General features: G+C 72.7%; 20 protein-coding genes and 3 pseudogenes. 14 read left to right on the top strand and 9 right to left on the bottom strand.

The window, feature by feature from the left end; translation table 11 throughout:
• Positions 1 to 11: 11 nt before the first annotated feature.
• Positions 12 to 542, bottom strand: a complete 531-nt coding sequence (locus ACN9M0_RS34310) for a DinB family protein (RefSeq protein ID WP_366041651.1) — start codon at positions 540 to 542, stop codon at positions 12 to 14.
• Positions 539 to 1,096, bottom strand: a complete 558-nt coding sequence (locus tag ACN9M0_RS34315) for a helix-turn-helix domain-containing protein (RefSeq protein ID WP_366041650.1) — start codon at positions 1,094 to 1,096, stop codon at positions 539 to 541. Before ACN9M0_RS34315 ends, ACN9M0_RS34310 begins: the two co-directional genes overlap by 4 nt.
• Before the next feature lie 168 nt (positions 1,097 to 1,264).
• Between ACN9M0_RS34315 and ACN9M0_RS34320 the strand changes: the two genes are divergently transcribed.
• Complete coding sequence (locus tag ACN9M0_RS34320; RefSeq protein ID WP_366041649.1) at positions 1,265 to 2,389, top strand: aryl-sulfate sulfotransferase; 1,125 nt, start codon at positions 1,265 to 1,267, stop codon at positions 2,387 to 2,389.
• The gene (locus tag ACN9M0_RS34325; RefSeq protein ID WP_426404802.1) at positions 2,386 to 3,741 is read left to right on the top strand and encodes a uracil-xanthine permease family protein; all 1,356 of its coding nucleotides are present in this window, start codon (positions 2,386 to 2,388) and stop codon (positions 3,739 to 3,741) included. The genes ACN9M0_RS34320 and ACN9M0_RS34325 overlap by 4 nt, the downstream gene beginning before the upstream one ends.
• Before the next feature lie 24 nt (positions 3,742 to 3,765).
• Here the strand turns inward: ACN9M0_RS34325 and ACN9M0_RS34330 are convergent.
• A pseudogene (locus tag ACN9M0_RS34330) lies at positions 3,766 to 4,314 on the bottom strand (rhodanese-like domain-containing protein).
• Positions 4,315 to 4,486: 172 nt separating this feature from the next.
• Positions 4,487 to 5,401 carry a DUF1684 domain-containing protein gene (locus ACN9M0_RS34335; RefSeq protein ID WP_426404803.1) on the bottom strand — a complete coding sequence of 305 codons (915 nt, stop codon included), beginning with the start codon at positions 5,399 to 5,401 and terminating at the stop codon, positions 4,487 to 4,489.
• Positions 5,402 to 5,900: 499 nt separating this feature from the next.
• Between ACN9M0_RS34335 and ACN9M0_RS34340 the strand changes: the two are divergent.
• Positions 5,901 to 5,999: pseudogene (locus tag ACN9M0_RS34340) on the top strand (transposase); the annotation flags it as partial.
• 105 nt (positions 6,000 to 6,104) lie between these two features.
• The gene (locus tag ACN9M0_RS34345; protein ID WP_399697556.1) at positions 6,105 to 6,644 is read left to right on the top strand and encodes a hypothetical protein; all 540 of its coding nucleotides are present in this window, start codon (positions 6,105 to 6,107) and stop codon (positions 6,642 to 6,644) included.
• 15 nt (positions 6,645 to 6,659) lie between these two features.
• On the opposite strand, the pseudogene ACN9M0_RS34350 reads toward ACN9M0_RS34345, so the two are convergent.
• A pseudogene (locus ACN9M0_RS34350) lies at positions 6,660 to 7,136 on the bottom strand (IS630 family transposase); the annotation flags it as partial.
• Between the two features lie 175 nt (positions 7,137 to 7,311).
• Between ACN9M0_RS34350 and ACN9M0_RS34355 the strand changes: the two are divergent.
• Positions 7,312 to 10,155, top strand: a complete 2,844-nt coding sequence (locus ACN9M0_RS34355; protein WP_426404804.1) for an AfsR/SARP family transcriptional regulator — start codon at positions 7,312 to 7,314, stop codon at positions 10,153 to 10,155.
• Positions 10,156 to 10,299: 144 nt separating this feature from the next.
• Here the strand turns inward: ACN9M0_RS34355 and xdhC are convergent, their stop codons facing one another.
• The 3 genes from xdhC to ACN9M0_RS34370 are packed head-to-tail and all read right to left on the bottom strand — an operon-like array spanning position 10,300 to position 14,958.
• Positions 10,300 to 11,109 (bottom strand): xanthine dehydrogenase accessory protein XdhC, encoded by an 810-nt coding sequence (xdhC, locus tag ACN9M0_RS34360; protein ID WP_426404805.1) that lies wholly within the window; start codon positions 11,107 to 11,109, stop codon positions 10,300 to 10,302.
• 1 nt (position 11,110) lies between these two features.
• The gene (gene xdhB / locus ACN9M0_RS34365; RefSeq protein ID WP_426404806.1) at positions 11,111 to 13,486 is read right to left on the bottom strand and encodes a xanthine dehydrogenase molybdopterin binding subunit; all 2,376 of its coding nucleotides are present in this window, start codon (positions 13,484 to 13,486) and stop codon (positions 11,111 to 11,113) included.
• Complete coding sequence (locus ACN9M0_RS34370) at positions 13,483 to 14,958, bottom strand: xanthine dehydrogenase small subunit (protein ID WP_426404807.1); 1,476 nt, start codon at positions 14,956 to 14,958, stop codon at positions 13,483 to 13,485. Before ACN9M0_RS34370 ends, xdhB begins: the two co-directional genes overlap by 4 nt.
• A 562-nt stretch (positions 14,959 to 15,520) precedes the next feature.
• Here ACN9M0_RS34370 and ACN9M0_RS34375 point away from each other — a divergent pair.
• The 7 genes from ACN9M0_RS34375 to ACN9M0_RS34405 all read left to right on the top strand — a co-directional run bounded on the left by ACN9M0_RS34375 (position 15,521) and on the right by ACN9M0_RS34405 (position 21,270).
• Positions 15,521 to 17,008, top strand: coding sequence for a flavin-containing monooxygenase (locus ACN9M0_RS34375; protein WP_426404808.1), 1,488 nt, complete (start codon positions 15,521 to 15,523; stop codon positions 17,006 to 17,008).
• Positions 17,005 to 17,493, top strand: a complete 489-nt coding sequence (locus tag ACN9M0_RS34380) for a RidA family protein (protein ID WP_426404809.1) — start codon at positions 17,005 to 17,007, stop codon at positions 17,491 to 17,493. Before ACN9M0_RS34375 ends, ACN9M0_RS34380 begins: the two co-directional genes overlap by 4 nt.
• On the top strand, positions 17,490 to 18,164 hold the full coding sequence (locus ACN9M0_RS34385; RefSeq protein ID WP_426404810.1) for a DUF1028 domain-containing protein: 675 nt from the start codon (positions 17,490 to 17,492) through the stop codon (positions 18,162 to 18,164). Before ACN9M0_RS34380 ends, ACN9M0_RS34385 begins: the two co-directional genes overlap by 4 nt.
• A complete protein-coding gene (locus ACN9M0_RS34390) occupies positions 18,161 to 19,339 on the top strand; it encodes a M20 family metallopeptidase (protein ID WP_426404811.1) in 1,179 nt (392 codons plus the stop codon). The genes ACN9M0_RS34385 and ACN9M0_RS34390 overlap by 4 nt, the downstream gene beginning before the upstream one ends.
• Complete coding sequence (locus tag ACN9M0_RS34395) at positions 19,336 to 19,974, top strand: lyase family protein (RefSeq protein WP_426404812.1); 639 nt, start codon at positions 19,336 to 19,338, stop codon at positions 19,972 to 19,974. The genes ACN9M0_RS34390 and ACN9M0_RS34395 overlap by 4 nt, the downstream gene beginning before the upstream one ends.
• A gap of 23 nt (positions 19,975 to 19,997) precedes the next feature.
• The gene (locus ACN9M0_RS34400; RefSeq protein WP_426404813.1) at positions 19,998 to 20,264 is read left to right on the top strand and encodes a hypothetical protein; all 267 of its coding nucleotides are present in this window, start codon (positions 19,998 to 20,000) and stop codon (positions 20,262 to 20,264) included.
• A gap of 79 nt (positions 20,265 to 20,343) precedes the next feature.
• Complete coding sequence (locus ACN9M0_RS34405) at positions 20,344 to 21,270, top strand: LysR family transcriptional regulator (protein ID WP_426404814.1); 927 nt, start codon at positions 20,344 to 20,346, stop codon at positions 21,268 to 21,270.
• 78 nt (positions 21,271 to 21,348) lie between these two features.
• Here ACN9M0_RS34405 and ACN9M0_RS34410 read toward each other — a convergent pair whose 3' ends face one another.
• Complete coding sequence (locus tag ACN9M0_RS34410) at positions 21,349 to 21,969, bottom strand: TetR/AcrR family transcriptional regulator (RefSeq protein WP_426404815.1); 621 nt, start codon at positions 21,967 to 21,969, stop codon at positions 21,349 to 21,351.
• Positions 21,970 to 22,213: 244 nt separating this feature from the next.
• Here ACN9M0_RS34410 and ACN9M0_RS34415 point away from each other — a divergent pair, with 244 nt between their 5' ends.
• Both ACN9M0_RS34415 and ACN9M0_RS34420 read left to right on the top strand, forming a co-directional pair.
• Entirely contained in the window at positions 22,214 to 23,686 is a 1,473-nt protein-coding gene (locus ACN9M0_RS34415) for an aldehyde dehydrogenase (RefSeq protein ID WP_426404816.1), read from the top strand.
• A 74-nt stretch (positions 23,687 to 23,760) separates the two neighbouring features.
• A complete protein-coding gene (locus ACN9M0_RS34420; protein ID WP_426404817.1) occupies positions 23,761 to 25,113 on the top strand; it encodes an aspartate aminotransferase family protein in 1,353 nt (450 codons plus the stop codon).
• The last annotated feature ends 72 nt before the right edge of the window (positions 25,114 to 25,185 follow it).

The following is a 25,185-nucleotide window of genomic DNA, read 5'->3' on the forward strand; positions in this document are numbered from 1 at the left end:
CGTACCGGACCTCACTCGTCCCCCGTCACCCCGTCCGTGCGCTCCCGCAGGAAGTCGGCGTGGCCGTTGTGGCGGGCGTACTCCTGGATCATCACCATGTAGACCCAGCGCAGGCTGAGGGCGACCCCGCGCGAGGACAGGAAGGTCTCGTCGAGGCCGTGCCCGGCCGCCGCCGCGTCGCAGGCCTCGATCTCGGCCCGGAGGAGCCCGAAGTCCCGCTCCGCATCGGCGGGTTCGACACCGTCGAGCCCCTCGTCGCCGTCCGACGGGCCGGTGAAGACGTTGCCGACGCTCTCGCCCGCGAAGCCGCGCCGGAACCATGACCGCTCCACCTCCGCCATGTGCCGGACCAGGCCGAGGAGGCTGAGGCCCGACGGCTCCACGGTGGCGCGCGCCAACTGGTCCGCCTCCAGGCCGGCGCACTTGGCCAGCAGCGTCTCCCGGTGCCAGGTCAGCCACCCCTCGAGCATCTGACGTTCGGTCACAGTACCCAGGCTCCCCAGCTGTTGGGAGCGCTGCACCGGTGGTGCCGTCCACGTCATGAGGTCTCCAGCACTTCGACGTGGTCGCCGACCGCGACGGTCAGGACCCGCGAGCCCGGTTCGGTGGTGCGCCAGCGGTGGCGGACGCCGCCGGACAGCAGGAGGGTGTCCCCGCGGCCCAGCCGGTGGATCCGGCCGTCGGCCTCCACCTCCACCGAGCCGTCCGCCACGTACAGCAGCTCGTCGTTGCGGTGCCGGAACTCGCGGTCCGCCTCGTGCGCGCCGACGAACTCCAGCGCGTGCAGCTGATGGCGGCCGCGCACCACCGGTCGCACGCGCGCCTCCCGGTCGAGGCCGCTGTCGTCGCCGGCGCGCACCACGTCGACCGTGCGGGTCTCGTCGGAGGCCGCGAGCAGCTGCACCGCCGTGGTGCCGAGGGCGTCCGCGATCCGCTGCAGCGAACGCATGCTGGGGCGCGCCCGGTCGTTCTCGATCTGACTGAGGAACGGGGAGGAGAGCCCGCTGCTCCGCGCCACGTCGGCGAGCGTCAGATCGAGCGCCCGTCGCCGGCGGCGCACGGCCGCGCCCACCCGCGGTGTGTTCCCGGTCTCCATGGATGGTCCCGTCCTTTCCCCGCCCCGCTGCGCATGACCGCACCTTACGCGGCGCACGGCCGGAGCCCCGAGACGGTTTCGTACGCCCGACACACGCCCGTCACACAACGTCCCTAACGTCAAAGTCGGTTGTTCTCATCAAAGAAAGTTTGAAGGAGGAGTCCCGACGTGCCCGCGATCGACCAGAACTCACGCCGCCGACGTCCCACCGGCCTCATCGCCCTCGACGAGACCGCCGCGTCCGAGGGCTACACCCTCTACGCGCCGCTCACCGGCACCGGCGAGGTCCACCTCGTCGACCTCCACGGCCGCACCGTCCACCGGTGGGACCTCCCCTACCGCCCCGGACGCCACGCCCGGCTGCTCGCCGACGGCACCCTCGCCTACAACGGCGTACTCCCGGGAGAACAGGCCCTCTTCCCGATGTGGCACAAGTACCGGGGCGGCGTCATGCTCCGCGCGGCACCCGACGGGACCGTGCTGCGGGAGCACCGGGACCCCCTCCAGCACCACGACGCCCACCACCTCGACGACGGCCGCATCCTCTACACCGCCCTGGAACCCCTCGCCGGGACCGAGGCCGCCGCGGTACGCGGCGGAGTGCCCGGCTCCGAAGCCGCGGGCGGCGTGGTCTGGGCCGACACCATCAAGGAGGTCGGCCCGGACGGCGAACTCCTCTGGTCCTGGCGGGCCGCGGAGCACCTCGACCGCGATTCCTTCGCGCTGCACGAGGCCTACGCCCGCGAGCACTGGCCGCTGATCAACAGCGTCAGCCCCCTGCGGGACGGCAACATCCTGGCCAGTCTGCGGAGCGTCTCGGCCGTCGTCGTCATCAGCCGGGACACCGGCGAGATCCTCTGGCGCAGCCGCCCCGGCACCGTCAGCCAGCAGCACGCGCCCACCGAACTGGACGACGGCCGACTGCTGGTCTTCGACAACGGCGTCTTCCGGCCCGGCCACGACGTGCCGTACTCCCGCGTCATCGAGATCGACCGGACCGACGGCGACATCGTGTGGGAGTACCACGACCCGGCCCGCGAGTTCTTCTTCGCGCCCTTCATGGGCTCCGCGCAGCGCCTGCCGAACGGCAACACACTCGTCACCGACTCTCCGTCCGGGCGCCTCTTCGAGGTGACGAAGGACGGCTACCTGTGCTGGGAGTACGTCGTCCCGTACTTCGCCGGCTACGGCGAGAGCGAGGTCCGCAGCCTCTTCCCGTCCCAGCCCAACGCCGTCTTCCGCGCCTACCGCTACACCGCGGCGGACATCCCGTGGCTGGAGGCCCGGGCATGACGACCATCACCACCACCTCCACCGGCGGGACGGTGACCGAGGACGTCGACGCCCGGGTGCCGCCGCGCCGCCTCCTCCCGCTGGCGGCCCAGCACGTCCTGGCGATGATCGCCGCCCCGGTCTCCACCGTCTTCCTCGTCGCCGGGACCCTGAAGATGTCGCCCGGTGCGACGGCCTCGCTGCTCAGCACCGTCCTGCTGCTGTGCGGAGCCGGCGCCCTCCTCCAGTCCCTCGGCGTGTGGCGCATCGGCGGCCGCCTGCCGTTCGTGATGCTGCCCGGCGGCGCCGCGACAGCGCTGTTCCTCCAGATCGCCCAGGAACACGGGCCGCCGACCGCCGCCGGTGCCGTCCTCCTGGCGGCCGGCCTGCTGCTCGCCGTGCTGCCCCTGTACGCCCGTGTCGTACGGCTCTTCCCGCCGCTCGTCATGGGCGTGACCGTGCTGCTCATCGGGATCGCGATGATCCGGGTCGCCGCCCGGCTCGTCACCGGGCCCGACGGCACGGGGGAGCCGCGCGCGGTGCTCCTCGCCGCGCTCACCGTGGCGGCGACCGTCGCCGCGTACGTGTTCCTGCGCGGCGTCTGGCGACAGACGTCCGTCCTCATCGGGATGGCGGCGGGAACGGCCGTCGCGGTGGGGACCGGCCTGGGGTCCTTCGGCCCCGCGGCCGCCGGAGGCTTCGCGCTGCCCGTGTTCCTGCCCTTCGGCGCGCCGCGGTTCGACCTCGTGGCCGCGCTCCCGCTCCTCGTGTTCAGCCTCACCACCCTGGCCGAGATCACCGGCCAGACCGTGCTCAACAGCGAGACCGTCGGGCGGACTCCCGCCCCCGAGCGGGACGTTCCCCGTGTCGCCCGCGCCGATGCCCTGATGTCCCTCGCCGGCGGACTGTTCGGCACCTCCCTCATGGTCACCAGCGCCGAGAACATCGGCATCGGCCGCCTCACCGGGGTGCGCAGCCGCTTCGTGACGGCCGGCGCCGGAGCGCTCCTCGTCGTCCTCGGTCTGGCCACGCCCGTCTCGCGGGCGCTGGCCGGGATCCCCGAGGCCGTCGTGGGCGGCTCCGCCCTCGTCGTCTACGCCGTGATCGCCGTCATGGGCGTCGAGATGCTCCGCCGCGCCGATCTGTCCGGCACGGGACCGGGCTCACTGACGGCCGCGCTCGCGCTCACCGCGGGACTGCTGCCGCTGCTCAGCCCCGACCTCTACGCCGGGTTCCCTGGCTGGGCCCGGACGATCCTGGGCAGTGGCGTCGTCGCCGGCACCCTGACGGCCGTACTCCTCACCGCGCTGCTCGGCCGGGTCGGCCGGAGGAGCCGTACGCCCTCCCCGTCGGGACCGCCCGCGCGGGAATGACCGTGCGGCAAGCGGCGGCACGGGTCACCCGCGATCCGCCGGGCCGCGCCGGTTGAAGGGAAGCCGGCCGAGGACGACCGCCATGCCGCAGGTGTCGGTGAGCGCCGAGAAGACGAGGCCGCCGGCGATCGCCGCCGAAAGCAGCTGGAACGCCGGATGCACGAGCAGCCCGAGGACCAGGCCGAGGAGCACCAGGGCGCCCGCGGCGAAACGCACCTGACGCTCCATCCCCCAGACCCTGCGTACGGGGCCGGGCGGGTACTCGAGCGGGTGACCGGCGGCGGCCCAGGCGCGGGTGCCGCCGGTGAGGCTCGCGGCGGCGATCCCGTGGGAGGCGAGGACAGCCGCGCCCTTGCCGGAGCGGGCGCCGGACGCGCACACGACGAGCAGGGGTCCGGTCTCGGCGGCGTGCCGGAGCTCCGCCAGGCTGCCGTCGACGCGGTCCAGGGGAATGTTGACGGCACCCGGCAGGCGGCCGGAGGCGAACTCTCAGGGAGAGCGGACGTCGACCACGGTGAGACCGGCGAGACGTGGCAGCGCTTCGTCGACAGTGAGAGTGCTGGAAATCGCCATGAGGAACCTGTCCTTGCGAGTGACGGGAGACGGCCCCGCAGCAGCACGGCCGTCCACCCGGATACTGGGCGACACCGGACGGCGCCGCCACGAGGCGGACGGGATCGCCACGGGGTCGCCACGACGCCGTCACGCCGCGACGACACCGTGCAGGCGCCGTCCGCAGGCACCGCTAGGCGACCGGGCCGCGCTCGTGGGGGATCTTCTCCCCGGCCTCGACCGCCACGGGCAGCCGGTTCTCGGCCGGCGGCAGCGGGCAGGTCGCGAAGTCGGTGTAGGCGCAGGGCAGATTGGTCGCCCGGTTGAAGTCGAGGACGACCGTGCCGCCGGGCCCGGGAGCCTCCACACCGAGATGGCGGTTGGCCGCGTACGTGGTGACGCCCGAGGTCTCGTCGGTGAACAGCACCGTGAGGCTGCCGGGCGCGTGCCCGTTGAACGCGGTCAGGCTCAGCTCCCGGCCGTCGAGCCGGAAGACGACGCGGCCCGGAGCGTCGTACACGTGCCGGAGGCCCTCGACGGAGGCGCCGACCGTGGTCGGTCGCGGCTCGTCGAAGGCCTCGTACCGGCCCGTGACCACCCAGCGCGGATCGGGCGCGTACGCGGGCGTACCCGTGAAGGCGACCCGCAGCGGGTGGCCGGGGTCCCGCGGGCGCACCACGTCGTGGCCGCCGCGCCGGGCGACCTCGATCACGGTGTCGCCCCAGACGGCGTCGACGCCGCCGCGCTCCGGAATGACGCCGAAGAGGTGCCTCCCTCGTACGACCACGCCGTCGACGACGAGTTCCACGTCCTCGTCGAGTTCCACGACGACGCCTTCGTCTCCCGTCGACCAGGTGCCCGGTACGCCCGGGAACGCTTGGGGCTCGGCGGAGAGCCAGTGCAGACCGGTGATCGCGAGGAAGCCGTGCTCCGAGGCGAGCCGGGCGTCCTTGTCCCGGTGCCACGCCTCCCACTCCTCGGCGAAGCGCCGCGGACCGGGAACACCGGGGCCGTAGGTTCGACCGCCGTCGAGAACACTGCCGACGGTCTCGGGAGCTTCGGGGGCTTCGGGGGCTTCGGGGGTGCTGGGGATGCCACGGACGCTCATGCGTCTCCTCCTGCTGCGGTGGATGGTGTGGTGTGCCGCGCGTGGTCGCCTGTCCGCCGCCGGGGAGCCGAGAACCTGATGCAGGAGTTCGGGAGGAAGGCGGCGAAGCGGACCGCGGGGCAGGACGAGGCCGTCAGGAGGCGCCCAGGAGCCGTCGGGGCGAGTGCGTCGGTGTGGTCCGGACGCCGGGTCGAGGCCTCGGTGTCAGCGGGAACACGCCATGGTCGTGACGCGCACGTAGTCCACGTGTCGACGCATCACGAGAAGGCTCATGACCTCAGGAAAACACAAGTCCCGTGCACGGCGCCAGGGATACCCGCAGTGAGGGATGCGTTCGCGGAAGCCGCGGACGAGGTTCGCCACGGCCGCGGCGTCCGGCGTACGGGCCTCAGGTGCGGCAGGACGCCGTCACCGTACAGCGGCCGGTCGGATCGTCCGGGTTCGCGACCGTGGCCCCATCGAGCAACGTTCGCCCTTCATGGTGCCGAGCCCGCCCACTGAGGAACAGGGCAGCATGGTCCGCCGCCAGATCATCTGGCGGAACAAGCACGCTGCCGACGAACGCCTCCGCCAAGTCGTCCCCGGGGTGAACGGCGCCTGGCACGGCCCTGGAGGGCCTGTCTCGCTGATGCGGCCGGGACGCGAGCGAGACGGTATGGAAACTTTGGTTTACGAATGGCGATTCGTAAACTATAGTTGTCGCATGATGGTCTCTGAGATCACCCCGGAAGAGCAGGCAGAACTCGACAAGGCGCTGTACGACGCCTTGAATCCGCTGGCCTCGGCGATTCGCTCCCGACAGACCGGGCTGCCCGCGGAACGTATGTGGGAAGCGCACCCCATCGAAGTGGCACTGTCCGTCCTGGCCGCTTGGAAGGTGATGGATGCCGAGGTCAGGCGATTGACCGCGCACGCGGCAGCAACCGCCGGCTCCTACGGCGCCAGTTACGAGCAGATGGGGGCTGTCTGGGGCATCACCCGGCAGGGTGCCCGTAAGAAATGGCCCGACGCCGTCAGCCGCTCAGTGCCCGCGACGGCGGGCAGGAGCACGCTCGTACTCTTCGGGGGGACTGCCGAACTCGTGCAGGCGCCTTCCGGCGACTGGAGTTGGACCGGCGTGGGCGCTGATGGAGCATCCGCCGCGGTCACCGAGGGGACGCGCTACGCGACCGCGGAAGAAGCCGCAGCCCACGCGGGCGTCTTCCTCAAGGAACACGCCGTCGACGCAGGTGGCCGTTCCTAGCATGAGGCAACGTGTGTTCCGCCAGATGATGGAGCGGCGGATCATGCTGCCTTGCACTGTGTGGCTGGAGGGTCGGTGCCGTCGAGGGCGAAGTGGCGCCGGGCGGTGAACTGGTCCCGACCCTCTGACACCGCTTCGTCGCCAGGTGTGGGGAGTGGTTGTCGCAGACGATCGCGATGCGCTTCTCGACCGGATGCAGTGAGCGCAGGCGGCGGCAGAACTCCAGGAACTTCGAGCGGTTCCTGGTCTTCTCGGTATGACCGTAAGGCCGGTCTTTGCCCAGGTCGTAGGCGGCGAACAGGTCCCTCACCCCGTGGGGCCGCCGTCTCGGCCTGGGCTCGCGCAGCTGCTCCTTGCGCCTGGCGCCGCGTTCGGTCCACTGCCTGCCTGCCTGCCTGCCGCCCCGCCCCGGCACTCGCCGTCGGCGACGGCGTAGAGGTGCTCCACACGGGCCTTCTTGGCCGCGCAGTCGGGGTCGCGCGAGGCTTTCCAGGCGTTTCACCCGAAACCGGGCACCGGCACGTAGAAGTCCCTTGTCCGAACGTGCGCTTGAGGCGTGAGCGCGTGTCCGGTTCGCGTGGGCCGTGTGGTGTGGCGTACAACCTGTGACCAGTCCGTTCACCGACGTACGCGATCATCCGAACCACCGAGCCCTGGAGTCACACAGATGCGTTTCGGTCTGCTCGGCCCTCTCACGGCGCAGGACGCCGCCGGCCCTCTCGTCATCGGCAGCACGAAGGTCCGGATCCTGCTCGGCATCCTGCTCCTGAAACGCGGTCAGGTGGTCTCCTCCGACGACCTCAAGGCCGCCCTGTGGGGAACGGCCCTCCCCGCGACGGCCTCCAGCTCCCTGCACAACCACGTGACGCGCCTGCGCAGAACGCTGGGCCCCGAGGGCGCCGCCCGCCTCCGCTCGGTGCCACCCGGATACGTCCTGGACGTGGACCGCGGCGCGCTCGACAGCGACCGGCACGAGGAACTCCTCGGCACCGCCCGTACCGCTCGGCTCCGCGAGGACTGGCCCACCGTACGTCGCGCGTGCGCGGCAGCCCTGGAGCTCTGGCGGGGCAGCCCGCTCGCGGACCTTCCCGGACTCGGCCACAGCCTGCAGTACGGGCCGGGCCTCCAGGCCCTCGACGAGGCCCGGCTCGTCGCCCTCGAATGGCGCTGCGAGGCCGACCTGTGGCTCGGCCGGTACGACGGACTGGCCGCGGAGCTGTACGCGCTCACCGAACAGCATCCGCTGCGCGAGGGGTTCCACCGCCATCTGATGTTGGCCCTGCACCGCACCGACCGCCAGGCGGAGGCCCTGGCCGTCTTCCACCGGCTCCGGAGGATCCTGGCGGACGAGCTCGGCGTCTCACCCGGTCGTGCCGTGCAGGAGGCACTGGCGGACATCCTGCGGGGCCACGGCGAGCCCACGAGCGAGGCTCCGGCCTCCGCGCCCGCCCCCGCACCGGCCACCGCGCAGACCGCGGGAGACGGTACGGCCTCGCCCGCGACGGGCCACATACCGGCCCAGCTTCCCCCCGTCTCCCGCTACTTCTCGGGCAGACGGGCCGAGCTGGCCCGGCTCGACGCGCTCCTCGACGACGCCCGCAGACACGCCGGCACGGGACCGATCGTCGTCTCAGGCCCCGGAGGCGTGGGCAAGACGACCCTCGCGGTCCACTGGGCGCACCGCGTCCGCACGGACTTCCCCGACGGCCAGCTCCACCTCAACCTGCGCGGCTTCGCACCGGACGGATCCGCCGTCACACCGGACGGCGCCCTCCGCAGCCTCCTCGAAGGCCTCGGCGTGCCGCGCGCCCGCGTCCCGGCGTCCCAGGAGGCCCGGACCGCTCTCTTCCGCACGTTGACGGACGGACGCCGCTACCTGATCCTCCTCGACAACGCCCGCGACGCCGCACACGTACGGCCCCTGCTCACCGGCTCCACGACCAGCCTGACCGTCGTGACGAGCAGGGACCAGCTGCTCGGCCTCGTCGCCGTCGAGGACGCCCAGCCGGTGGCCCTCGACGTGCTGTCACCCGACGAGGCCCGGGAACTCCTCACCGCCCGCGTCGGCCACGCCCGCGTCGCCGCCGACCCCGGCGCGGTCGACGAGGCCGTCGAGCTGGCCGCCCGCCTCCCGCTGGCCCTCGCGGTCGTCGGCGCCCGGGCGGCGGTCACCCCCGCCCTGAGCCTGACCCGGCTCGTCGAGCGGCTGCGCCGCGCCCGCGGTCTCGACGCCTTCACCGGCAGCGACGCCTGGAGCGACGTCCGCGCGGTGCTCTCCTGGTCGTACGAGACGCTGAGCACCGACGCCGCACACCTCTTCCGGCTGCTCGCCGTCCACCCCGGGCCCGCGATCACCGTGTCCGTGGCCGGCAGCCTCGCGGCGCTCCCGTCGCCCCGGGTGCACGCCCTGCTGACCGAGCTGGCCGAGGCCAACCTGGTCACCGAGGGCGCCGACGGCAGGTACGCCTTCCACGACCTCCTGCGCACCTACGCGGTGGAACTCGGCGAACAGGCCGACGCCGGGACGAGCCGCCGCACCGCCCTGCGACGGATGACCGAGCACTACCTCCACACCGCGCAGCGGGGTGCGCTGCTCATGGACCCCCAACTGGCCCCCGTCGGCCTGCCCCCGAAGGCGGGGCGTGGAGTGGACCCCGAGCACCTCGCGGACATCGGCGAGGCCAGGGAGTGGTTCACCGGCGAACACCCGGCCCTCGTCGAGACGGTCGTCCGGGCCGGCGCGGCCGGTCTCGACCTGGCCTGCTGGCAGCTGGCCTACGTACTGAAGACGTACCTCTCCTGGGGCGGGCACTGGGCGGACGGGGCGAAGGTCCAGACGGCCGCCCTGGAGGCGGCGGAGCGCATGGGCGACGCGACGGCCCGCGCACGGGCGCACCGCAGTCTGGCCGCGGCCCTGCGCTGGACCGCCCGGGACCCCGAGGCCGGGACGCATCTGCGCCGGGCGCTCGACCTGTTCTCCGCGGAGGAGGACCTGCTCGGCCAGGCGGACGTCCACCTCGACCTCGCGGGCCGGTACGAGCAGCGGGAACGCCCCGATGAGGCGCTGAACCACAACCAGCGGGCGCTCGACCTCTTCCGGGCCCTCGGGCACCGGAGCGGCGAGGCCAAAGCCCTCAACAACGTGGGCTACTTCCAGGCCCTGCTCGGCAACCACGCCGAGGCCCTGGCCATGTGCGACGCCGCCCGGCTGGTCTTCGAGGAGCTCGGGGACCGGCGGAGCCTGGCCCTCACCTGGGACAGCCTGGGCGTGGTGCACCAGGAGACGGGCGACCTGGAGCGGGCCGCGCACTGTTTCCGGGTCTCTGCGTCGGGGCTGCGCGAGGTCGGTGCCGCGTACCACGAGGCCGTCGCGCTCGACCACCTCGGCGACGTCGAGTCGGCGGCCGGCCGGCCCGAAAGGGCCCGGGAGGCCTGGCAGGGGGCCTGGGAGCTGCTCGACGTGCTCCGGCACGACGACGCCGAGGCGGTCGGTCGCAAGCTGGGCCGGTGAGCCGCCATGTCACGGGGGAGTCCGCCCCGTTCGGGACGTGCATCGTGACCCTCGACCGAACGGTCGACGCCGCGCAGACAGCCGAGACCGCAGCCGGCCTCCCCGACGTGAGGCTGCCCCGCACGCGCGCGTGCGGGGCAGCCTTCAGGCGCCTTCGGTCTCGAAGGTGCGCAGCAGATCCGCGGCGACGCTCACGGCGATCGTCGCGGGTTCCTTGCCGGTGATGTCGGCCAGGCCGATCGGGGTCTTGATCCGATCGATGGTGGCCTCGTCGTGGCCGCCCTCGCCGGCGAGGCGCTTGCGGAACCGCCCCCACTTGGCCGCGGACCCGATGAGGCCGATGGAGCCGAGATGCTTCGTCCGCAGAGCGGCGTCGCACAGGGCGGCGTCCTCCGCGTGATCATGGGTCATGATCAGGACGTGAGTGCCGAGCGGCAGCTCCTCCAGGACCTCCTCCGGCAGCAGCGGCGTGTGGTGCACCCGCACCTGCGCCACCGCGTCCGCGAGCACGCCGAGCCGCCGCTCGGCCAGGGTGTCGGAGCGGCTGTCGATCAGATGGAGGTCGAGGTCCTGACGTGCCAGGATGCGCGCCAGTTCGAGCCCGACGTGTCCGACGCCGAAGATGGCCACCGCCCGTACCACCGGCAGCGGTTCGAGCAGTACCGAGACCGTGCCCCCGCAGCACTGCACGCCGTGCCGGTTGGTCACCTTGTCGTTCAGGGCGAAGTCGATCAGTTCCGGCTCCGGCCGGGTCGCGGCGATCATCTCCCGGGCCCGGTCGATCGCGACGGCCTCCACGTTGCCGCCGCCGATCGAGCCCCAGGTCTCGGTCCGCCCGACGACGAGCTTCGCACCGGCGTCGCGCGGGGCGTGGCCGCGCACGGTCGCGACGGTCACGAGCACGCCGGACTCCCGGCGTGCCCGCAGCCGCGCGACCGCGGCGAACCACGTCATGTCAGGCACCGCTCAACGCTGCCGAGCCGGCCCCGACGGCGGAGGCGTCGCCGCCCCGGCGGGCCGCCTCGATCGCCCAGTACACCGCCTCCGGCGTCGCGGGCGAGGCCAGCTCGACGCCGACACCGCCCGGACCGAACGCGGCGGCGGCCTGCCGCAGCGCTTCCCGTACCGAGAACGCCAGCATCAGCGGGGGCTCGCCCACCGCCTTGGACCCGTAGACCGCGCCCTCCTCGCTCGCGTTCTGGAGCAGCGTCACATGGAACTCCTCGGGCATCTCCGAGAAGCTCGGCAGCTTGTACGTGCTCGCCGCCTGCGTGAGCAGCCGGCCGCGGTGCGGCCCGTCACCCGCGTCCCAGCGCAGGTCCTCCAGGGTCAGCCAGCCCGCGCCCTGTACGAAGCCACCCTCGACCTGACCGATGTCGATCATCGGGGACAGGCTGTCGCCGACGTCGTGCACGATGTCGACCCGCCGGATGCGGTACGCGCCGGTGAAGCCGTCCACCTCCACCTCGGCCGCGGCGGCGCCGTGGGCGAAGTACTTGAACGGCGAGCCGTGGAACGCCTTCGCGTCCCAGTGCAGGCCCTCGGTCCGGTAGAAACCGGCCGCCGACAGCTGCACCCGCTGGAAGTACGCGGTGCGCACCAGGTCGTCCCAGGCCAGCTCCTTGTCGCTGCCGAGGCCGCGTGCGACGCCCTCGACGATGCGTACGTCCGAGGCGTTCGTACCGAGCTGGGTGGCGGCCACCTGAAGCAGCCGTTCCCGCAGCTGCTCGCAGGCGTTCTTCACCGCCGCGCCGTTGAGGTCCGTTCCCGCGCTGGCGGCGGTGGCGGAGGTGTTGGGCACCTTGTCGGTACGCGTCGGGGCGAGGCGCACCTTGTGCAGCGGGATGCCGAGCGTGGTCGCGGCCACCTGCAGCATCTTGGTGTGCAGGCCCTGGCCCATCTCGGTGCCGCCGTGGTTGATCAGGACGGAGCCGTCCTTGTAGATCAGCACGAGCGCGCCGCCCTGGTTGAAGGCGGTGAGGTTGAAGGAGATGCCGAACTTGAGGCCGGTGAGCGCGAGGCCCCGCTTGGTGTGCGGATGCGCGGCGTTGAAGGCGGCGATCTCACGCAGCCGCCCGGCGATGTCGCCGTTCTCCTTGACCTGCTCCCAGACGGCCGTGATCCGCTCCGGCTGGACGACCGGCTGTCCGTACGGCGTCGACTGGCCCCGCCGGTAGAAGTTGCGCTCCCGCAGCTCCGTCGGATCGAGGCCGAGCAGCGGCGCGCACCGGCCCATGATGTCCTCGATCACCAGCATGCCCTGCGGTCCGCCGAAGCCGCGGAAGGCGGTGTTGGAGACCTTGTTGGTCCGGGCGATGCGCCCCTCGATGCGGGCGTTGGGGATCCAGTACGTGTTGTCGATGTGGCACAGCGCGCGGGCCACCACCGGCTCGGACAGGTCCAGGCTCCAGCCGCCGTCCGCGGTCAGGGTCGCGTCGAGGGCCTGGATGCGGCCCTCGGCGTCGAAGCCGATCCGCCATCGGGCGTGGAACCCGTGCCGCTTGCCGGACATGGTCAGGTCCTGGGTCCGGTTGAGCCGCAGCCGGACCGGCCGGCCGGTCAGCCTGGCACCGAGCGCGGCGACGGCCGCGAACCCGTGCGGCTGCATCTCCTTGCCGCCGAAGCCCCCGCCCATCCGCAGGCACTGCACGGTCACCTCGTGACTGTGCAGACCGAGCACGTGGGCGACGATCTCCTGGGTCTCGGAAGGATGCTGGGTGCTGCTCTGGACGAAGACCTGCTCGGCCTCGTCGACGTAGGCCAGCGCCGCGTGCGTCTCCAGGTAGAAGTGCTCCTGGTCGGAGAACTGGAACTCGCCGGTGAACACGTGCGCGGAGTCGGCGAAGCCGGCGTCGACGTCGCCGGTCAGCATCGCGGGCCGGGCGCCGTGGAAACTGCCGGCCTCGATCGCTTCCCGCAGGGTGATGAGGGAGGGCAGTTCGTCGAGTTCCACCTCGACGGCCGCGGCGCCGAGCCGGGCCGCCTCCAGCGTCTCGCCGAGCACCCAGGCGACCGCGTGGCCGTGGAACATGACCTCGTCGGGGAACAGCGGCTCGTCGTGCTTCATCCCGGCGTCGTTGGCGCCGGGCACGTCGGCACCGGTCAGCACCCGGACGACACCGGGCACCGCGAGCGCGGGCCCGGTGCGCAGAGCGGTGATCCTGCCGTGGGCCTTCATCACCTGGACCGGGTAGGCGTGCAGGACGTCCTTGGTGCGGTGGACCAGGTCGTCGGTGTAGAGCGCGGTGCCGGTGACGTGCTGGGCGGCGCTCTCGTGCGGCAGCGGGAGGCCGACGACGGACTTCTCGGGACGCTCGGACAACTGGCTCATGACGACACCGCCTCGGTGGTTCGCGTGTACAGCTTCAGCAGGCTCTGGCCGAGCATCGCGGAGCGGTAGGCGGCGCTGGCGCGGTGGTCGTCCATCGGCGTGCCCTCCTCCCGCAGCACCGCGGCCACGGCCTCGACGGTCTCCGGCGTCCACGGCCTGCCCTCCAGGGCCGCCTCGGTGGCGAGGGCGCGGATCGGGGTGGCGGCGACACCGCCCAGGCCGATGCGCGCCTTGCGGACGATGCCGCCGTCGACGTCGAGCGCGAAGGCGACCGCCACGCTGGAGATGTCGTCGAAGCGCCGCTTGGCGATCTTGTGGAAGGCCACGACCGGCGACAGCGGCAGCGGGACGCGTACCGCCCGGATCAGCTCGCCGGGGCGGCGCACGCTCTGCCGGTAGCCGGTGAAGTAGTCCGCCAGGGGGACCTCGCGTTCACCGTCGGCGTCGGCCAGCACCACCGACGCGTCGAGCGCGAGCAGGGCCGGCGGGCTGTCGCCGATGGGGGAGCCGGTGCCCAGATTGCCGCCGAGGGTCGCACCGTTGCGGATGAGCCGGGAGGCGAACTGGGGGAACAGCTCCGCGAGGAGCGGGACTTCGCCGTCGAGGCGGCGTTCGATCTCGGTGAGGGTCAGCGCCGCCCCGATCTCGATGTGGCCGGACTCGACGCGCAGCTCCCGCAGTTCGGGAAGACGGTCGACGGCGACCACACAACCGGCCCGCCGGGAACGGATGTTCACCTCCACGCCCCAGTCGGTGGAGCCGGCGACCACCACCGCGTCGGGCCGCTCGCGCAGTACCCCCAGCGTTTCGGCGAGGGTGCTCTTCCGCAGGAAGACGCTGTCGTCCTGGGCGTACGCGGTGGCGACCGGTGCCGGCGGAGTCTGCTCGCGACGCCGTGCCAGCGGGTCCTCGTCGGTGGGCGCGCCGACGGCGAACGCGGCATCGCGGATGGGGCGGTAGCCGGTGCAGCGGCACAGGTTTCCGCTCAGCGCGTGCAGATCGAAACCGTTGGGGCCGTGCTCGGCGTCGGTGCCGGGGGCCGTACGCGCCTCATCGGCGGCCTGCGCGCAGCGGTCCGGCCGGTAGTACTCGGCGGCCATGCTGCAGATGAACCCCGGTGTGCAGTAACCGCATTGGGAGCCGCCGCGGACCGCCATCTCCTCCTGCACCGGGTGCAGGGTGGGCGGCCTGCCGGGTTCGCCGGGGGTGGCGAGGCCTTCGGAGGTGACGATCTCCTGACCGTCGAGCGCCGCGACCGGGACCAGGCAGGCGTTGACCGCCACCCAGTCGGTCGGCCTGTTCACCCCGGGCCGGGCCACCAGCACCGAACAGGCGCCGCACTCACCCTCGGCGCAGCCCTCCTTGGTGCCGGTGAGACCGCGCTCGCGCAGGAAGTCCAGCACCGTGGTGTGGGGCGCGGCCGGTGCGATCGGCGCTTCATTCCCGTTGACGGTGATACGCGCCGCTACCATGACGGGCCCTCGATTCGGTGCGCGATGGGTCGATTCATCATGTTCGCCAATGTCGGGCAGCTTTCTGTGTTCAGGCGCGCCACATGAGAGAAACGGGCGCAGAAGGGCACGCGACAACGGCGTGCCAGGAAGTGGTGAAGGGAAACCCGGAAACGGGAGCGGGCCTCGGACGGGCACGGACCCTGAACAGGGAACGTGCCTCGGACGGGCACGAACACTGAACAGGGAACGTGCCTCGGACGGCACAGGCGAACGGCGCCGTCAGCAGCCGTGGGCGATGCGACCCGGAACCCAGACCGTGCTGTGGGCGAGGCGACTCAGGTCGGAGCTGGTGTTCATCCGGCGGTCGCCTCCTCTCGGTCGTCACAGGTCGATGCTGACCGCAAATTAGTGGCCCGCCCTCGCAGAGGTCAAGAGCGTCTCGCGCTGGAGCATCTGAAAATCAGATCGCCCACAACGAAAACATCTGTTGGACGGTTTCGCGGGCGCGCCCAAGGATGGGCCGTGCGGTAGCCGGGTCAACGAGACGCCGGGATGGCCTACCGCCCGAGTGGAGGCGCACATGCCGCATGAAGAGACCGAAGTAGTCGTCGTCGGGGCGGGCCAGGCAGGCGTGGCGATGAGCGAGCACCTGGGCTCCCACGGCATCCCGCACATCGTCCTGGAGCGGCACCGCATCGCCGAGCGGTGGCGCTCCGAGCGGTGGGACTCCCTGGTCGCCAACGGGCCCGCGTGGCACGACCGGTTCCCCGGCCTCGAGTTCTCCGACGTCGCCCCCGGCATCGCCCCCGACGCCTTCGCGTCGAAGGAGCGGGTCGCCGACTACTTCGTCGCGTACGCCGAGAAGATGGGCGCCCCGATCCGCAGCGGCGTCGAGGTGACCTCGGTCCGCAGGCACGACGGCCGGCCGGGCTTCCGCGTCGAGACGTCCGCGGGCCCGATCGACGCCCGCTTCGTCGTGGCCGCGACCGGACCGTTCCAGCGGCCCGTGATCCCGCCGGTCGTGCCGGACGGCGCCGTCCCCACCCAGATCCACTCCAGCGGATACCGCAACCCGCGGCAGCTGCCCGAGGGCGCGGTGCTCGTCGTCGGTGCCGGTTCCTCGGGGGTCCAGATCGCCGACGAACTGCGGCGGTCCGGCCGTCGGGTCTTCCTCTCCGTCGGACCGCACGACCGTCCGCCCCGCGCGTACCGCGGGCGTGACTTCTGCTGGTGGCTCGGCGTGCTCGGGATCTGGGACGCGCAGACCCCTCCCCAGGGTGCCGAGCACGTCACCATCGCCGTCAGCGGCGCGCACGGCGGTCACACCGTGGACTTCCGGGACCTGGCCGCCTCCGGTGTCGAACTCGTCGGCATGACCACGTCCTACGACGGCGGCGTCCTGCGCTTCGCGCCGGACCTCGCAGCGAACATCGCCCACGGCGACGCCCAGCACCTGGAGTTCCTCCGCGCCGCCGACGCGTACGTCGAGCGCAACGGGCTCGACCTCCCCGAGGAGCCGGAGGCCCACGTCCTCGGCCCGGACCCCGACTGCGTGACCAGCCCCCGCGCGGAACTCGACCTGGCCGCGGCCGGTGTCACCTCCATCCTCTGGGCGACGGGTTACGCGACCGACTACAGCTGGCTGGAGGTCGGGGCGTTCGACGAGGACGGCCGGCCGGACCAGCGACGCGGGGTGTCCTCCGAGCCCGGCGTGTACTTCCTGGGCCTGCCCTGGCAGTCCCGGCGCGGGTCGAGCTTCATCTGGGGCGTCTGGCACGACGCCCGGTACGTGGCCGACCACATCACGACACAGCGGGGCTACCTCGCGTACGAACCCACCGGCCCCGCCGGCCCGACCGGCCCCACTGACCGGACTGACCCGACTGACCGGACTGACCCGACTGACCGGACCGGCCCCACTGACCGGACCGATCCGACTGACCCGACCGATCCGACTGACCCGACCGATCCGACTGACCCGACCGATCCGACCGGCCCGACCGGCCCGACCGACCGACTGGACCGGCGCCGCGCCCGCGGGCCGGAAGAACTGAGGAGCGGACGATGACCTCCACGACGTCGACCCCTGACGGCGCCCGGGCGAAGGCCCCGATCGTCGTCGGCGGGCACACCCGGATCCGCCCGTTCAACACCCGCGAGACCTATCCCGAGCAGAGCCTCGACAACGACCTCTGCCAGGCCGTCGTCGCCGGGAACACGGTGTACGTCCGGGGCCAGATCGGCCAGGACCTCGACACCAGCGAGTCCGTCGGCATCGGCGACGCCGAGGCCCAGGCCCAGCGGGCCATGGCCAACATCAAGATGCTGCTGGAAGAAGCGGGCGGCCGGATGGAACACCTGGTCAAGCTGACGATCTACCTGATCGACCCGCGCTACCGCGAGCCGGTGTACCGGACCGTGGGCCGCTGGACCGAGGGCGTGCACCCCATCTCCACCGGCCTGGTGGTCTCCGCCCTCGCCCGCCCGGAGTGGCTGTGCGAGATCGACGCGATCGCCGTGATCCCCCGGCCCGCCGAGGAGGGAACGTCATGACCTTCTCCCTCGTCGTACGCGACGGTGACCGGTTCGGCGTCGTGGCGAGTTCGTCGAGTCCGGCCGTGTTCGCCCGGGTCGCCCATCTGCGGCCCGGGGTCGGGGCGGCGACCTCGCAGAACATCACCGACCCCACGCTCGGCACTAGCCTCCTCGCCGGCCTCGCGGACCACTCGGACGCCGAACGCGCCCTCGCCGACGTCACCGGCGCGGCCCGCAACGCCGACACCATCGGGTACCGGCAGCTGACCGTCCTCGGCCGCACCGGCGCGGGGTTCGCGCACAGCGGCGCGCGGACGCTCGGCACGTACGCCTCGGCCACCGCCGACGGCGCCGTGGCCGCCGGCAACATGCTGTCCGGGAAGCACATCCCCGGTGTTCTCCTCGACGCCTACGCCGCGGCCGGCGGAGCACTCGAAGAGCGGCTCCTCGCCGCCCTGCAGGCCGCCGTCGCGGCCGGTGGCGAGGAGGGGCCGCTGCGCTCCGCGGGCCTGGCGGTCGTCGCGGACGTGGAGTGGCGGGTGACCGACCTGCGCGTGGACTGGGCCGACGATCCCGTGGACCGGCTCGGCGAACTCCTCGACGTCTGGCTGCCGCAGCGCGACGACTACGTGCGGCGCGGAATCGACCCGGCCTCGGCACCCTCGTACGGCGTCCCGGGCGACCTGTGAGGGGCGCGCGGGAAGCAGCGGGCGCGCTGAAGAAGGCGGCCCGGCAGGCCGTCGACCGTCACGCCGAGGAACTGATCGGCCTCTCCGAGCGGCTGCACGCCGATCCGGAGACCGCCTGGGAGGAGCACCGGGCCGCGGCCGCCGTGCCGGAACTCCTCGACCGGGCCGGATTCGACGTGACCTCGTCCTATCTGGGTCTGGAGACGGCGTTCCACGCCCGGTTCGGCAGCGGGCCCGTCCGGATCGCCCTGTGCGCCGAGTACGACGCGCTGCCCGGCCTCGGCCACGCGTGCGGGCACAACCTCATCGCGGCCAGTTCCGTCGGGGCCGCGCTCGGTCTCGCGGCCGTCGCCGACGACGCGGGCCTGACCGTCGAGGTCTACGGCACCCCGGCCGAGGAGGGCGGTGGCGGCAAGATCGAGCTGCTCGACCGCGGCGCCTTCGCCGGGGTGGACCTCGCGATGATGGTGCATCCGGCGCCGGTCGACGTCGCCGAGGCCCGACCGTTCGCGGTCAGCCACTCCCGGATCTCGTACACCGGGAAGTCCGCGCACGCCGCGGCCTATCCGGAAGCCGGGGTCAACGCCGCCGACGCCTTCACCGTGGCCCAGGTCGCGATCGGTCTGCTCCGCCAGCAACTGCCGGCCTCGGCCCGGGTGCACGGCGTCGTGACCCACGCCGGGGACGCCCCCAACGCCATCCCGGAGCGGTCGACCGGACGGTGGTACGTCCGGGCGGAGACGCTCGCCGAACTGGCCGTCCTCGAACCACGCGTGATGCGGGCCTTCGAGGCCGGCGCCCTCGCCACGGGCTGCGACCTCCGGATCGAGCCGGAGAGCAGGCCGTACGCGGAGTTCCGCACGGACGCGACCGCCCTCGGCCACTACCGCGCGAACGCCCTCGCCCTGGGCAGGGAGTTCGCGCCGCCCGGTCAGGCCGCACGGATGAACCGGGCCTCCACCGACATGGGCAACGTCTCGCAGGTGGTGCCGGCCATCCACCCGTACATCGGCATCGGCTCGCTGCCCGCCACCAACCACCAGCACGAGTTCGCCGCGTACTGCGTGGGCGGCACGGCGCAACGGGCCCTGCTCGACGGGGCGATCGCGTTGGCCTGGACCGGCCTGGACCGCGCCGCGCCCGTGATTCCCTCCACCCCCGAAGGACCCCGATGACCCCGACCCCGACCCCGACCCCGGGGCCCCGGTGCGCCGTCCCGCCGTCGCCGCCGGACCACGCCCACCCGACCCACCACGGCCACCGGACGGAGCACGACATGCTCGGCGACGTCGACGTCCCGGCCGACGCCTACTACGGTGCGCACACCGCCCGAGCGCTGGCCAACTTCCCCCTCACCGGGGAGACCCTCGCCGACCGGCCGCACATGATCCGCGCCCTGGCGGCGGTCAAGTGCGCCGCGGCCCGCGCCAACGCCGAGGTCGGCGCCCTGGACGGCACGCGCGCCTCGGTGATCGCGCACGCCTGCGCCGAGATACGCGACGGGGCGCTGCGGGACCAGTTCGTGGTCGACCTCATCCAGGGCGGCGCGGGCACCTCGACCAACATGAACGCCAACGAGGTGATCGCCAACCGCGCCCTGGAACTGCTCGGCCGCTCCCGGGGCGAGTACGCGGTCCTGCACCCGCTCGACCACGTCGACCTCGGCCAGAGCACCAACGACGTCCATCCGATCGCCCTGAAGCTGGCCCTCGACGCGCACCTCGCCGAACTGCTCGCCGCCCTGGCCGTGCCGCCGAGGGCGGCCAGCTCCAGCTCAACGCCTTCGGGCCGGTCATCCACCGGAGTCTGAGCGCCGGCCTCGACCACCTCACCGTGGGCGTCGCCATCCTCGCCGAACACTGTGTGTGGGGCATCACCGCCAACCGGGCGCGGCTCGCGGAGACCGTGGCCGCCGCCACCGGCCTGGTCACCGCGCTCGGACCCGCACTCGGCTACGAGACCGCCTGCGCCCTCGCGCTGGAGGCGCACCACACCGGCAGGCCCGCGCTCGATCTCGTACGTGAGCGGGAACTGCTGACGGAGGCCGAACTCCGCGAGCTCACCAGCCCCGCCGCCCTCACCGGCCGGCCGGCGCTCTGAGCACGCCGTGTCGTCGGGCCCGCCGCCCCGTGCCGCATAAGGTCGGAACCGACCGGATCACCAGGCGCGAGGGCCACGCATGACGTCACCAGTGGGTTTCACACTCGTACAGCTCCGCTACTTCCTCGTCGCCGCCGAACGCGGATCGATGACGGAGGCGGCGGCGGAGCTGCACATCGCGCAGTCCGCCGTGTCCACGGCCGTCCACAACCTGGAGCAGGACCTGCGCGTGCAGTTGTTCATCCGCCGCCGGGGCCGGGGGCTGACCCTCACCCCCGGCGGCGAGCGGCTCCGGCAGCAGGCGAGGGAACTCCTCGCCCGCGCCCGCGAGATCGAGCAGGAGGCCCGGGGAGGGGGCGAGTCCCTCACCGGACCGGTCACCGTCGGCTGCTTCGTGACCCTGGCCCCCTACTACCTGCCGGCCCTGTTCAGCGAGTGCACCCGGCGCCATCCGGGCATCGAGCTCGACGTCGTGGAGGCGGAGTCGGACCAGCTCGTGCGGGCCCTGACGGCGGGACGCGTCGACTTCGCGCTCACCTACGACCTCGGCCTGTCCGCCGAGCCGGACCTGCACGGGGAGACGATCGCCCGCGCCCCCGCGTACGTCATCGTCCCGGCCGCCCACCCCCTGGCCGGCCGGGACGGCGTGGAGCTGGCCGAACTGTCCGCGGAACCGCTCGTCCTCCTCGACCTGCCCCACAGCCGCGACTACTTCCGCTCGCTGGTCGCCGCCACCGGCACCGCGCCCGACGTGCGCTACCGCACCCAGAGCTACGAGACCGTGCGCTCCCTGGTGGCACGCGGACTCGGCTACTCCGTGCTCAACCAGCGGCCGGCGACCAGCCAGACGTACGGCGGGGGAGAGATCGCGGAACTGAGGCTCAGGGACGGCGGACCGCCGCTCGAGGTCAAGATCGCCTCGGTGGGCGGCGTGACGCAGACGGCCCGCGCCCGAGCGGTGATGGACGTGCTGCGGGAGATCGCGCTCGGGCCCGCCGAGGCCTGAGCCGCCGTGCTCGGGCCCGCCGAGGCTTGAGCCGGCCGCCGACGGGCCCCGCGGGGTCTGAACGGCGACCCGCACGCGCTACAGATCGGCGCGGCCCGTCACCGCCCGGGCATGGGCCAGGACCAGCTCGCGGGCCCTGTCGGGGCGCAGTGCCGCGTTGCGGCTGACGATGTGCAGTCCGTATCCGTCCTCCAGGGCGACCAGGCCGTGTGCCAGGTCGGGCGCGGACGCGGCGAGGGAGAACCCGCCGGTCGCGGCGCCCACCGCGAGGGCGGTGGTGTAGAGCGCGACCTCCCGGGCGAAGAGCGAGGCCATCAGTTCGGCGTGGCCGGGGCTGCGGCCGGCGCGCCGGTGCAGTTCGTACAGCAGCCCGTGGACGGGATCGTCCGTCATGCTCGGCAGGCCGCTGTTCAGGAGGGCCCGCAGCCGCGCGGCGGGATCGCCGGCGGGCGCCTCGTCGTAGGCCTGCTGCCGAGAGGCCAGGTAGCTCTCCACGGCACCCCGGTGCACATCCAGGACGAGGTCGTCGAGCTCGGGGTAGTAGTACAGGACCGAGCCCTGGGAGACGCCCGCGGCCTCCGCGATGTCCTTGATGCGCAGGGCTTCGAGGCCGCGCTCCGCGATGGCCCGCCCCGCCGCCGAGACGAGGGCCTCCCTGCGTGCCGTCTGGTCGCGTGGTCTGCCGGCTTTCCTCATCATGAGCCCCATTCTCTGATGCCCGTCTCAGGTTGTGCAAGAAGTTCTCGCCGGGAGCATTGACGGCTGGTTCACCTATTGTTTGAATTCCGACTCAAAGAACTCGGTACGGACGCCCAGCAGCGGGCCCCGCCCTCCTCGTCGCCCCGCCGCATCCGGCCGGCACACCCCCGACACAGCCCGGGCCGCACCCCGCCCGACCCGGCACCGGCTCGCCCACGTCCCACGACGCTTCGAAGGCCACCCCATGCAGACGTACGCCCACTGGCGGCAGCGCGCCGCCGAACTCACCCCACGTACACGCCTGTTCATCGACGGAGCGTGGACCGACCCCGCCGGTGACCGGTGGATCCCGACCGTGAACCCCGCGACCGGAAAGACCACCGCCCACGTGGCGGCCGGCTCCGCCGCCGACGTCGACCGGGCCGTGAAGGCGGCCCGCACCTCCTTCGAGGACGGCCGCTGGTCGCGCACCGTGCCCGCTGAGCGCAAGCGGGTCCTGCTCGCCCTCGCCCGCCTCATCGAGGAGCGCGGCGAGGAGCTGGCCCTGTGCGACACCCTCGACATGGGCAAGCCCATCGCGGACTCCCACGGCACCGACGTCCCCGGCGCGGCCGGCGTCTTCGCCTGGTACGCCGAGGCCGTCGACAAGCTCTACGACGAGGTCGCCCCGGCGCCGCCGGGCAACCTCGCCCTCGTGCGCCGCGCCCCGCTGGGCGTCGTGGGCGCGGTGGTGCCCTGGAACTTCCCCCTCGACCTCGCGAGCTGGAAGCTGGCGCCCGCCCTGGCCGTCGGCAACAGCGTCGTCCTGAAGCCCGCCGAGCAGTCCCCGCTCTCCGCTCTGCTCCTCGCGGAACTCGCCGCGGAGGCCGGCCTGCCCGACGGCGTGCTGAACGTCGTCCCCGGCCCGGGCGAGAGCACCGGACGGGCTCTCGGCCTCCACCCGGACGTGGACACCCTGGTCTTCACCGGGTCCACCGCCGTGGCCAAGCGGTTCCTCGCCTACTCGGCCGAGTCGAACATGAAGCAGGTCTGGCCCGAGGCCGGCGGGAAGAGCCCCAACGTGGTCTTCGGCGACGCCGACCTGGACACGGCCGCGGAACGCGCGGCCTGGGGCTTCGTCTACAACGCCGGGCAGGTGTGCTCCGCCAACACACGGCTGCTCGTCGAGGCCTCCGTCGCCGAGGAGTTCACGGCCCGCGTCGCCGCACACGCCCGCACCTGGCTGCCGGGCGACCCGCTCGACCCCGCGACCCGTCTCGGCCCGCTCGTCGACGAGGCCCAGGTGGCACGCGTCCTCGACGCCGTGCGGTCATCCGGCGGCAGGCTCGTGTGCGGCGGCACACGACCCGACCGGGACGGCGCCTACCTCGACCCCACCGTCGTCACCGGCCTCGCCCCCGACGCCCCGCTCGTCCGGGAGGAACTCTTCGGCCCCGTCCTCACGGTGCTGCCCTTCCGGGACGAGGCCGAGGCGATCCGCCTCGCCGACGACTCCGCCTACGGCCTGGCCGCCTCCGTATGGACCCGGGACCTCGGCCGCGCCCACCGCGTGGCCGACGTCCTGCGCGCGGGCACCGTGTCCGTCAACACCGTCGACGCGCTCAGTCCGTACACCCCCTTCGGCGGCTTCAAGCAGTCCGGCCACGGCCGGGACCTCTCCCTGCACGCCTTCGACAAGTACACCGGCCTGAAGACGACCTGGATCGCGTACGGCTGACCGTGCCGGCAGCGCACAGGCCACCGGCCCCTCACCCGACCCCACACCCTCACCCGAACAAGGGACCCACCACGATGACCACCCGCACCGAAGACCTCGTCCGCCTCGACCGGGCGCACATCATCCACCCCTACCTTCCGGGCGGCGCCACCGAGCGCGTCGTCATGGCCTCCGGTTCCGGCTGCCGGCTCACCGACACCGAGGGCCGCGACTACCTGGACGCCACCGGCGGCCTCTGGCTCGCCCAGATCGGCCACGGCCGCACGGAGGTGGCCGACGTCGCGCACGAGCAGATGAAGAAGCTGGAGTACTTCACCAGCTTCTGGGAGTTCTCCAACGAGCGGGCCATCGAACTCGCCGCCCGTCTCGCCGACATCGCCCCCGAGCCGCTCAACCACGTCTACTTCACCTCCGGCGGCTCGGAGGGCAACGAGGCGGCCATCAAGATGGCCCGCTACTACCACCACCGGCGGGGCGAGGGCAGCCGGACCTGGATCCTGGCGCGCAGCAAGGCGTACCACGGCATCGGCTACGGCGGCGGCTCGGCCACCGGCTTCCCCCTGTACCACGAGGGCTTCGCCCCGATGATGCCGCACGTCTCGCACCTCACGCCCCCGTGGCCGTACCGCAGCGAGCTCTACGGCGGCGAGGACCCGGCCGACTTCCTCATCCGCGAACTCGAGGAGCGCATCGCCGAGATCGGCCCGGAGAACATCGCCGCGATGATCGGCGAGCCCATCATGGGCGTCGGCGGCATGCTCGTGCCGCCGGCCGACTACTGGCCCCGGGTGCGGGAGGTCCTCGACCGGCACGGCATCCTGCTGATCTTCGACGAGGTCGTCACCGCGTACGGCCGTGTCGGCGAGTGGTTCGCCGCCCAGTACTTCGACGTCACCCCGGACATCATCGTCACCGCCAAGGGCATCACCTCCGGCTACGTCCCGCTCGGAGCGCTCCTGGTCAGCGACCACCTCGCCGAGGTGCTCCTGCGCGACCACGGATTCCCCATGGGCTACACCTACAACGGCCACCCCGTCGCCACCGCCGTCGCCACCGCCAACCTCGACATCATCGAACGGGAAGGCCTGCTCGCCCGCGCCACGACCCTGGGCTCCTTCCTCCACGGCGAACTGCAGGCGCAGCTGGGCGACCTGCCGATCGTCGGCGAGATCCGCTCCGTCGGCATGATGCTGGCCGTCGAACTGGTCCAGGACCGCGCCACCCGCGCACCCCTGCCCCTCGATCCCGACCGCATGCCCCACGACGTCATCCGCCGCGAAGCCGGCGTGATCGTACGCGACTCCGCCCACAGCCTCGTCCTGTCCCCGCCGCTCGTCATGACGGAGACCGAGGCCAAGGAAGTGGCCACCGCGCTGCGCGGCGTCCTGGAGCGCACCGGACCCACCGGCGAGATCCGCCCCGCCTAGGGCCGTCGGACCCTTCCCGTCGGGGCCGGCGGGAAGGGTCCGACAGGCCCTGCCCCTCCAGGGAGGCACGGA

Origin of the sequence: Streptomyces sp. R-07 (assembly GCF_049913175.1) — a bacterium.
In the GTDB taxonomy this organism is placed as follows: domain Bacteria; phylum Actinomycetota; class Actinomycetes; order Streptomycetales; family Streptomycetaceae; genus Streptomyces.

Excerpts from the sequence above, each read along its gene's own strand:
- ACN9M0_RS34325 (WP_426404802.1), top strand. The coding sequence starts at position 2,386 with ATGACGACCATCACCACCACCTCCACCGGCGGGACGGTGACCGAGGAC.
- ACN9M0_RS34385 (WP_426404810.1), top strand. The coding sequence starts at position 17,490 with ATGACCTTCTCCCTCGTCGTACGCGACGGTGACCGGTTCGGCGTCGTG.
- ACN9M0_RS34375 (WP_426404808.1), top strand. The coding sequence starts at position 15,521 with ATGCCGCATGAAGAGACCGAAGTAGTCGTCGTCGGGGCGGGCCAGGCA.
- ACN9M0_RS34410 (WP_426404815.1), bottom strand. The coding sequence starts at position 21,969 with ATGATGAGGAAAGCCGGCAGACCACGCGACCAGACGGCACGCAGGGAG.
- ACN9M0_RS34310 (WP_366041651.1), bottom strand. The coding sequence starts at position 542 with ATGACGTGGACGGCACCACCGGTGCAGCGCTCCCAACAGCTGGGGAGC.
- xdhB (WP_426404806.1), bottom strand. The coding sequence starts at position 13,486 with ATGAGCCAGTTGTCCGAGCGTCCCGAGAAGTCCGTCGTCGGCCTCCCG.
- ACN9M0_RS34420 (WP_426404817.1), top strand. The coding sequence starts at position 23,761 with ATGACCACCCGCACCGAAGACCTCGTCCGCCTCGACCGGGCGCACATC.
- ACN9M0_RS34405 (WP_426404814.1), top strand. The coding sequence starts at position 20,344 with ATGACGTCACCAGTGGGTTTCACACTCGTACAGCTCCGCTACTTCCTC.
- ACN9M0_RS34335 (WP_426404803.1), bottom strand. The coding sequence starts at position 5,401 with ATGAGCGTCCGTGGCATCCCCAGCACCCCCGAAGCCCCCGAAGCCCCC.
- ACN9M0_RS34355 (WP_426404804.1), top strand. The coding sequence starts at position 7,312 with ATGCGTTTCGGTCTGCTCGGCCCTCTCACGGCGCAGGACGCCGCCGGC.
- ACN9M0_RS34395 (WP_426404812.1), top strand. The coding sequence starts at position 19,336 with ATGACCCCGACCCCGACCCCGACCCCGGGGCCCCGGTGCGCCGTCCCG.
- xdhC (WP_426404805.1), bottom strand. The coding sequence starts at position 11,109 with ATGACGTGGTTCGCCGCGGTCGCGCGGCTGCGGGCACGCCGGGAGTCC.
- ACN9M0_RS34345 (WP_399697556.1), top strand. The coding sequence starts at position 6,105 with ATGATGGTCTCTGAGATCACCCCGGAAGAGCAGGCAGAACTCGACAAG.
- ACN9M0_RS34415 (WP_426404816.1), top strand. The coding sequence starts at position 22,214 with ATGCAGACGTACGCCCACTGGCGGCAGCGCGCCGCCGAACTCACCCCA.
- ACN9M0_RS34370 (WP_426404807.1), bottom strand. The coding sequence starts at position 14,958 with ATGGTAGCGGCGCGTATCACCGTCAACGGGAATGAAGCGCCGATCGCA.
- ACN9M0_RS34380 (WP_426404809.1), top strand. The coding sequence starts at position 17,005 with ATGACCTCCACGACGTCGACCCCTGACGGCGCCCGGGCGAAGGCCCCG.
- ACN9M0_RS34315 (WP_366041650.1), bottom strand. The coding sequence starts at position 1,096 with ATGGAGACCGGGAACACACCGCGGGTGGGCGCGGCCGTGCGCCGCCGG.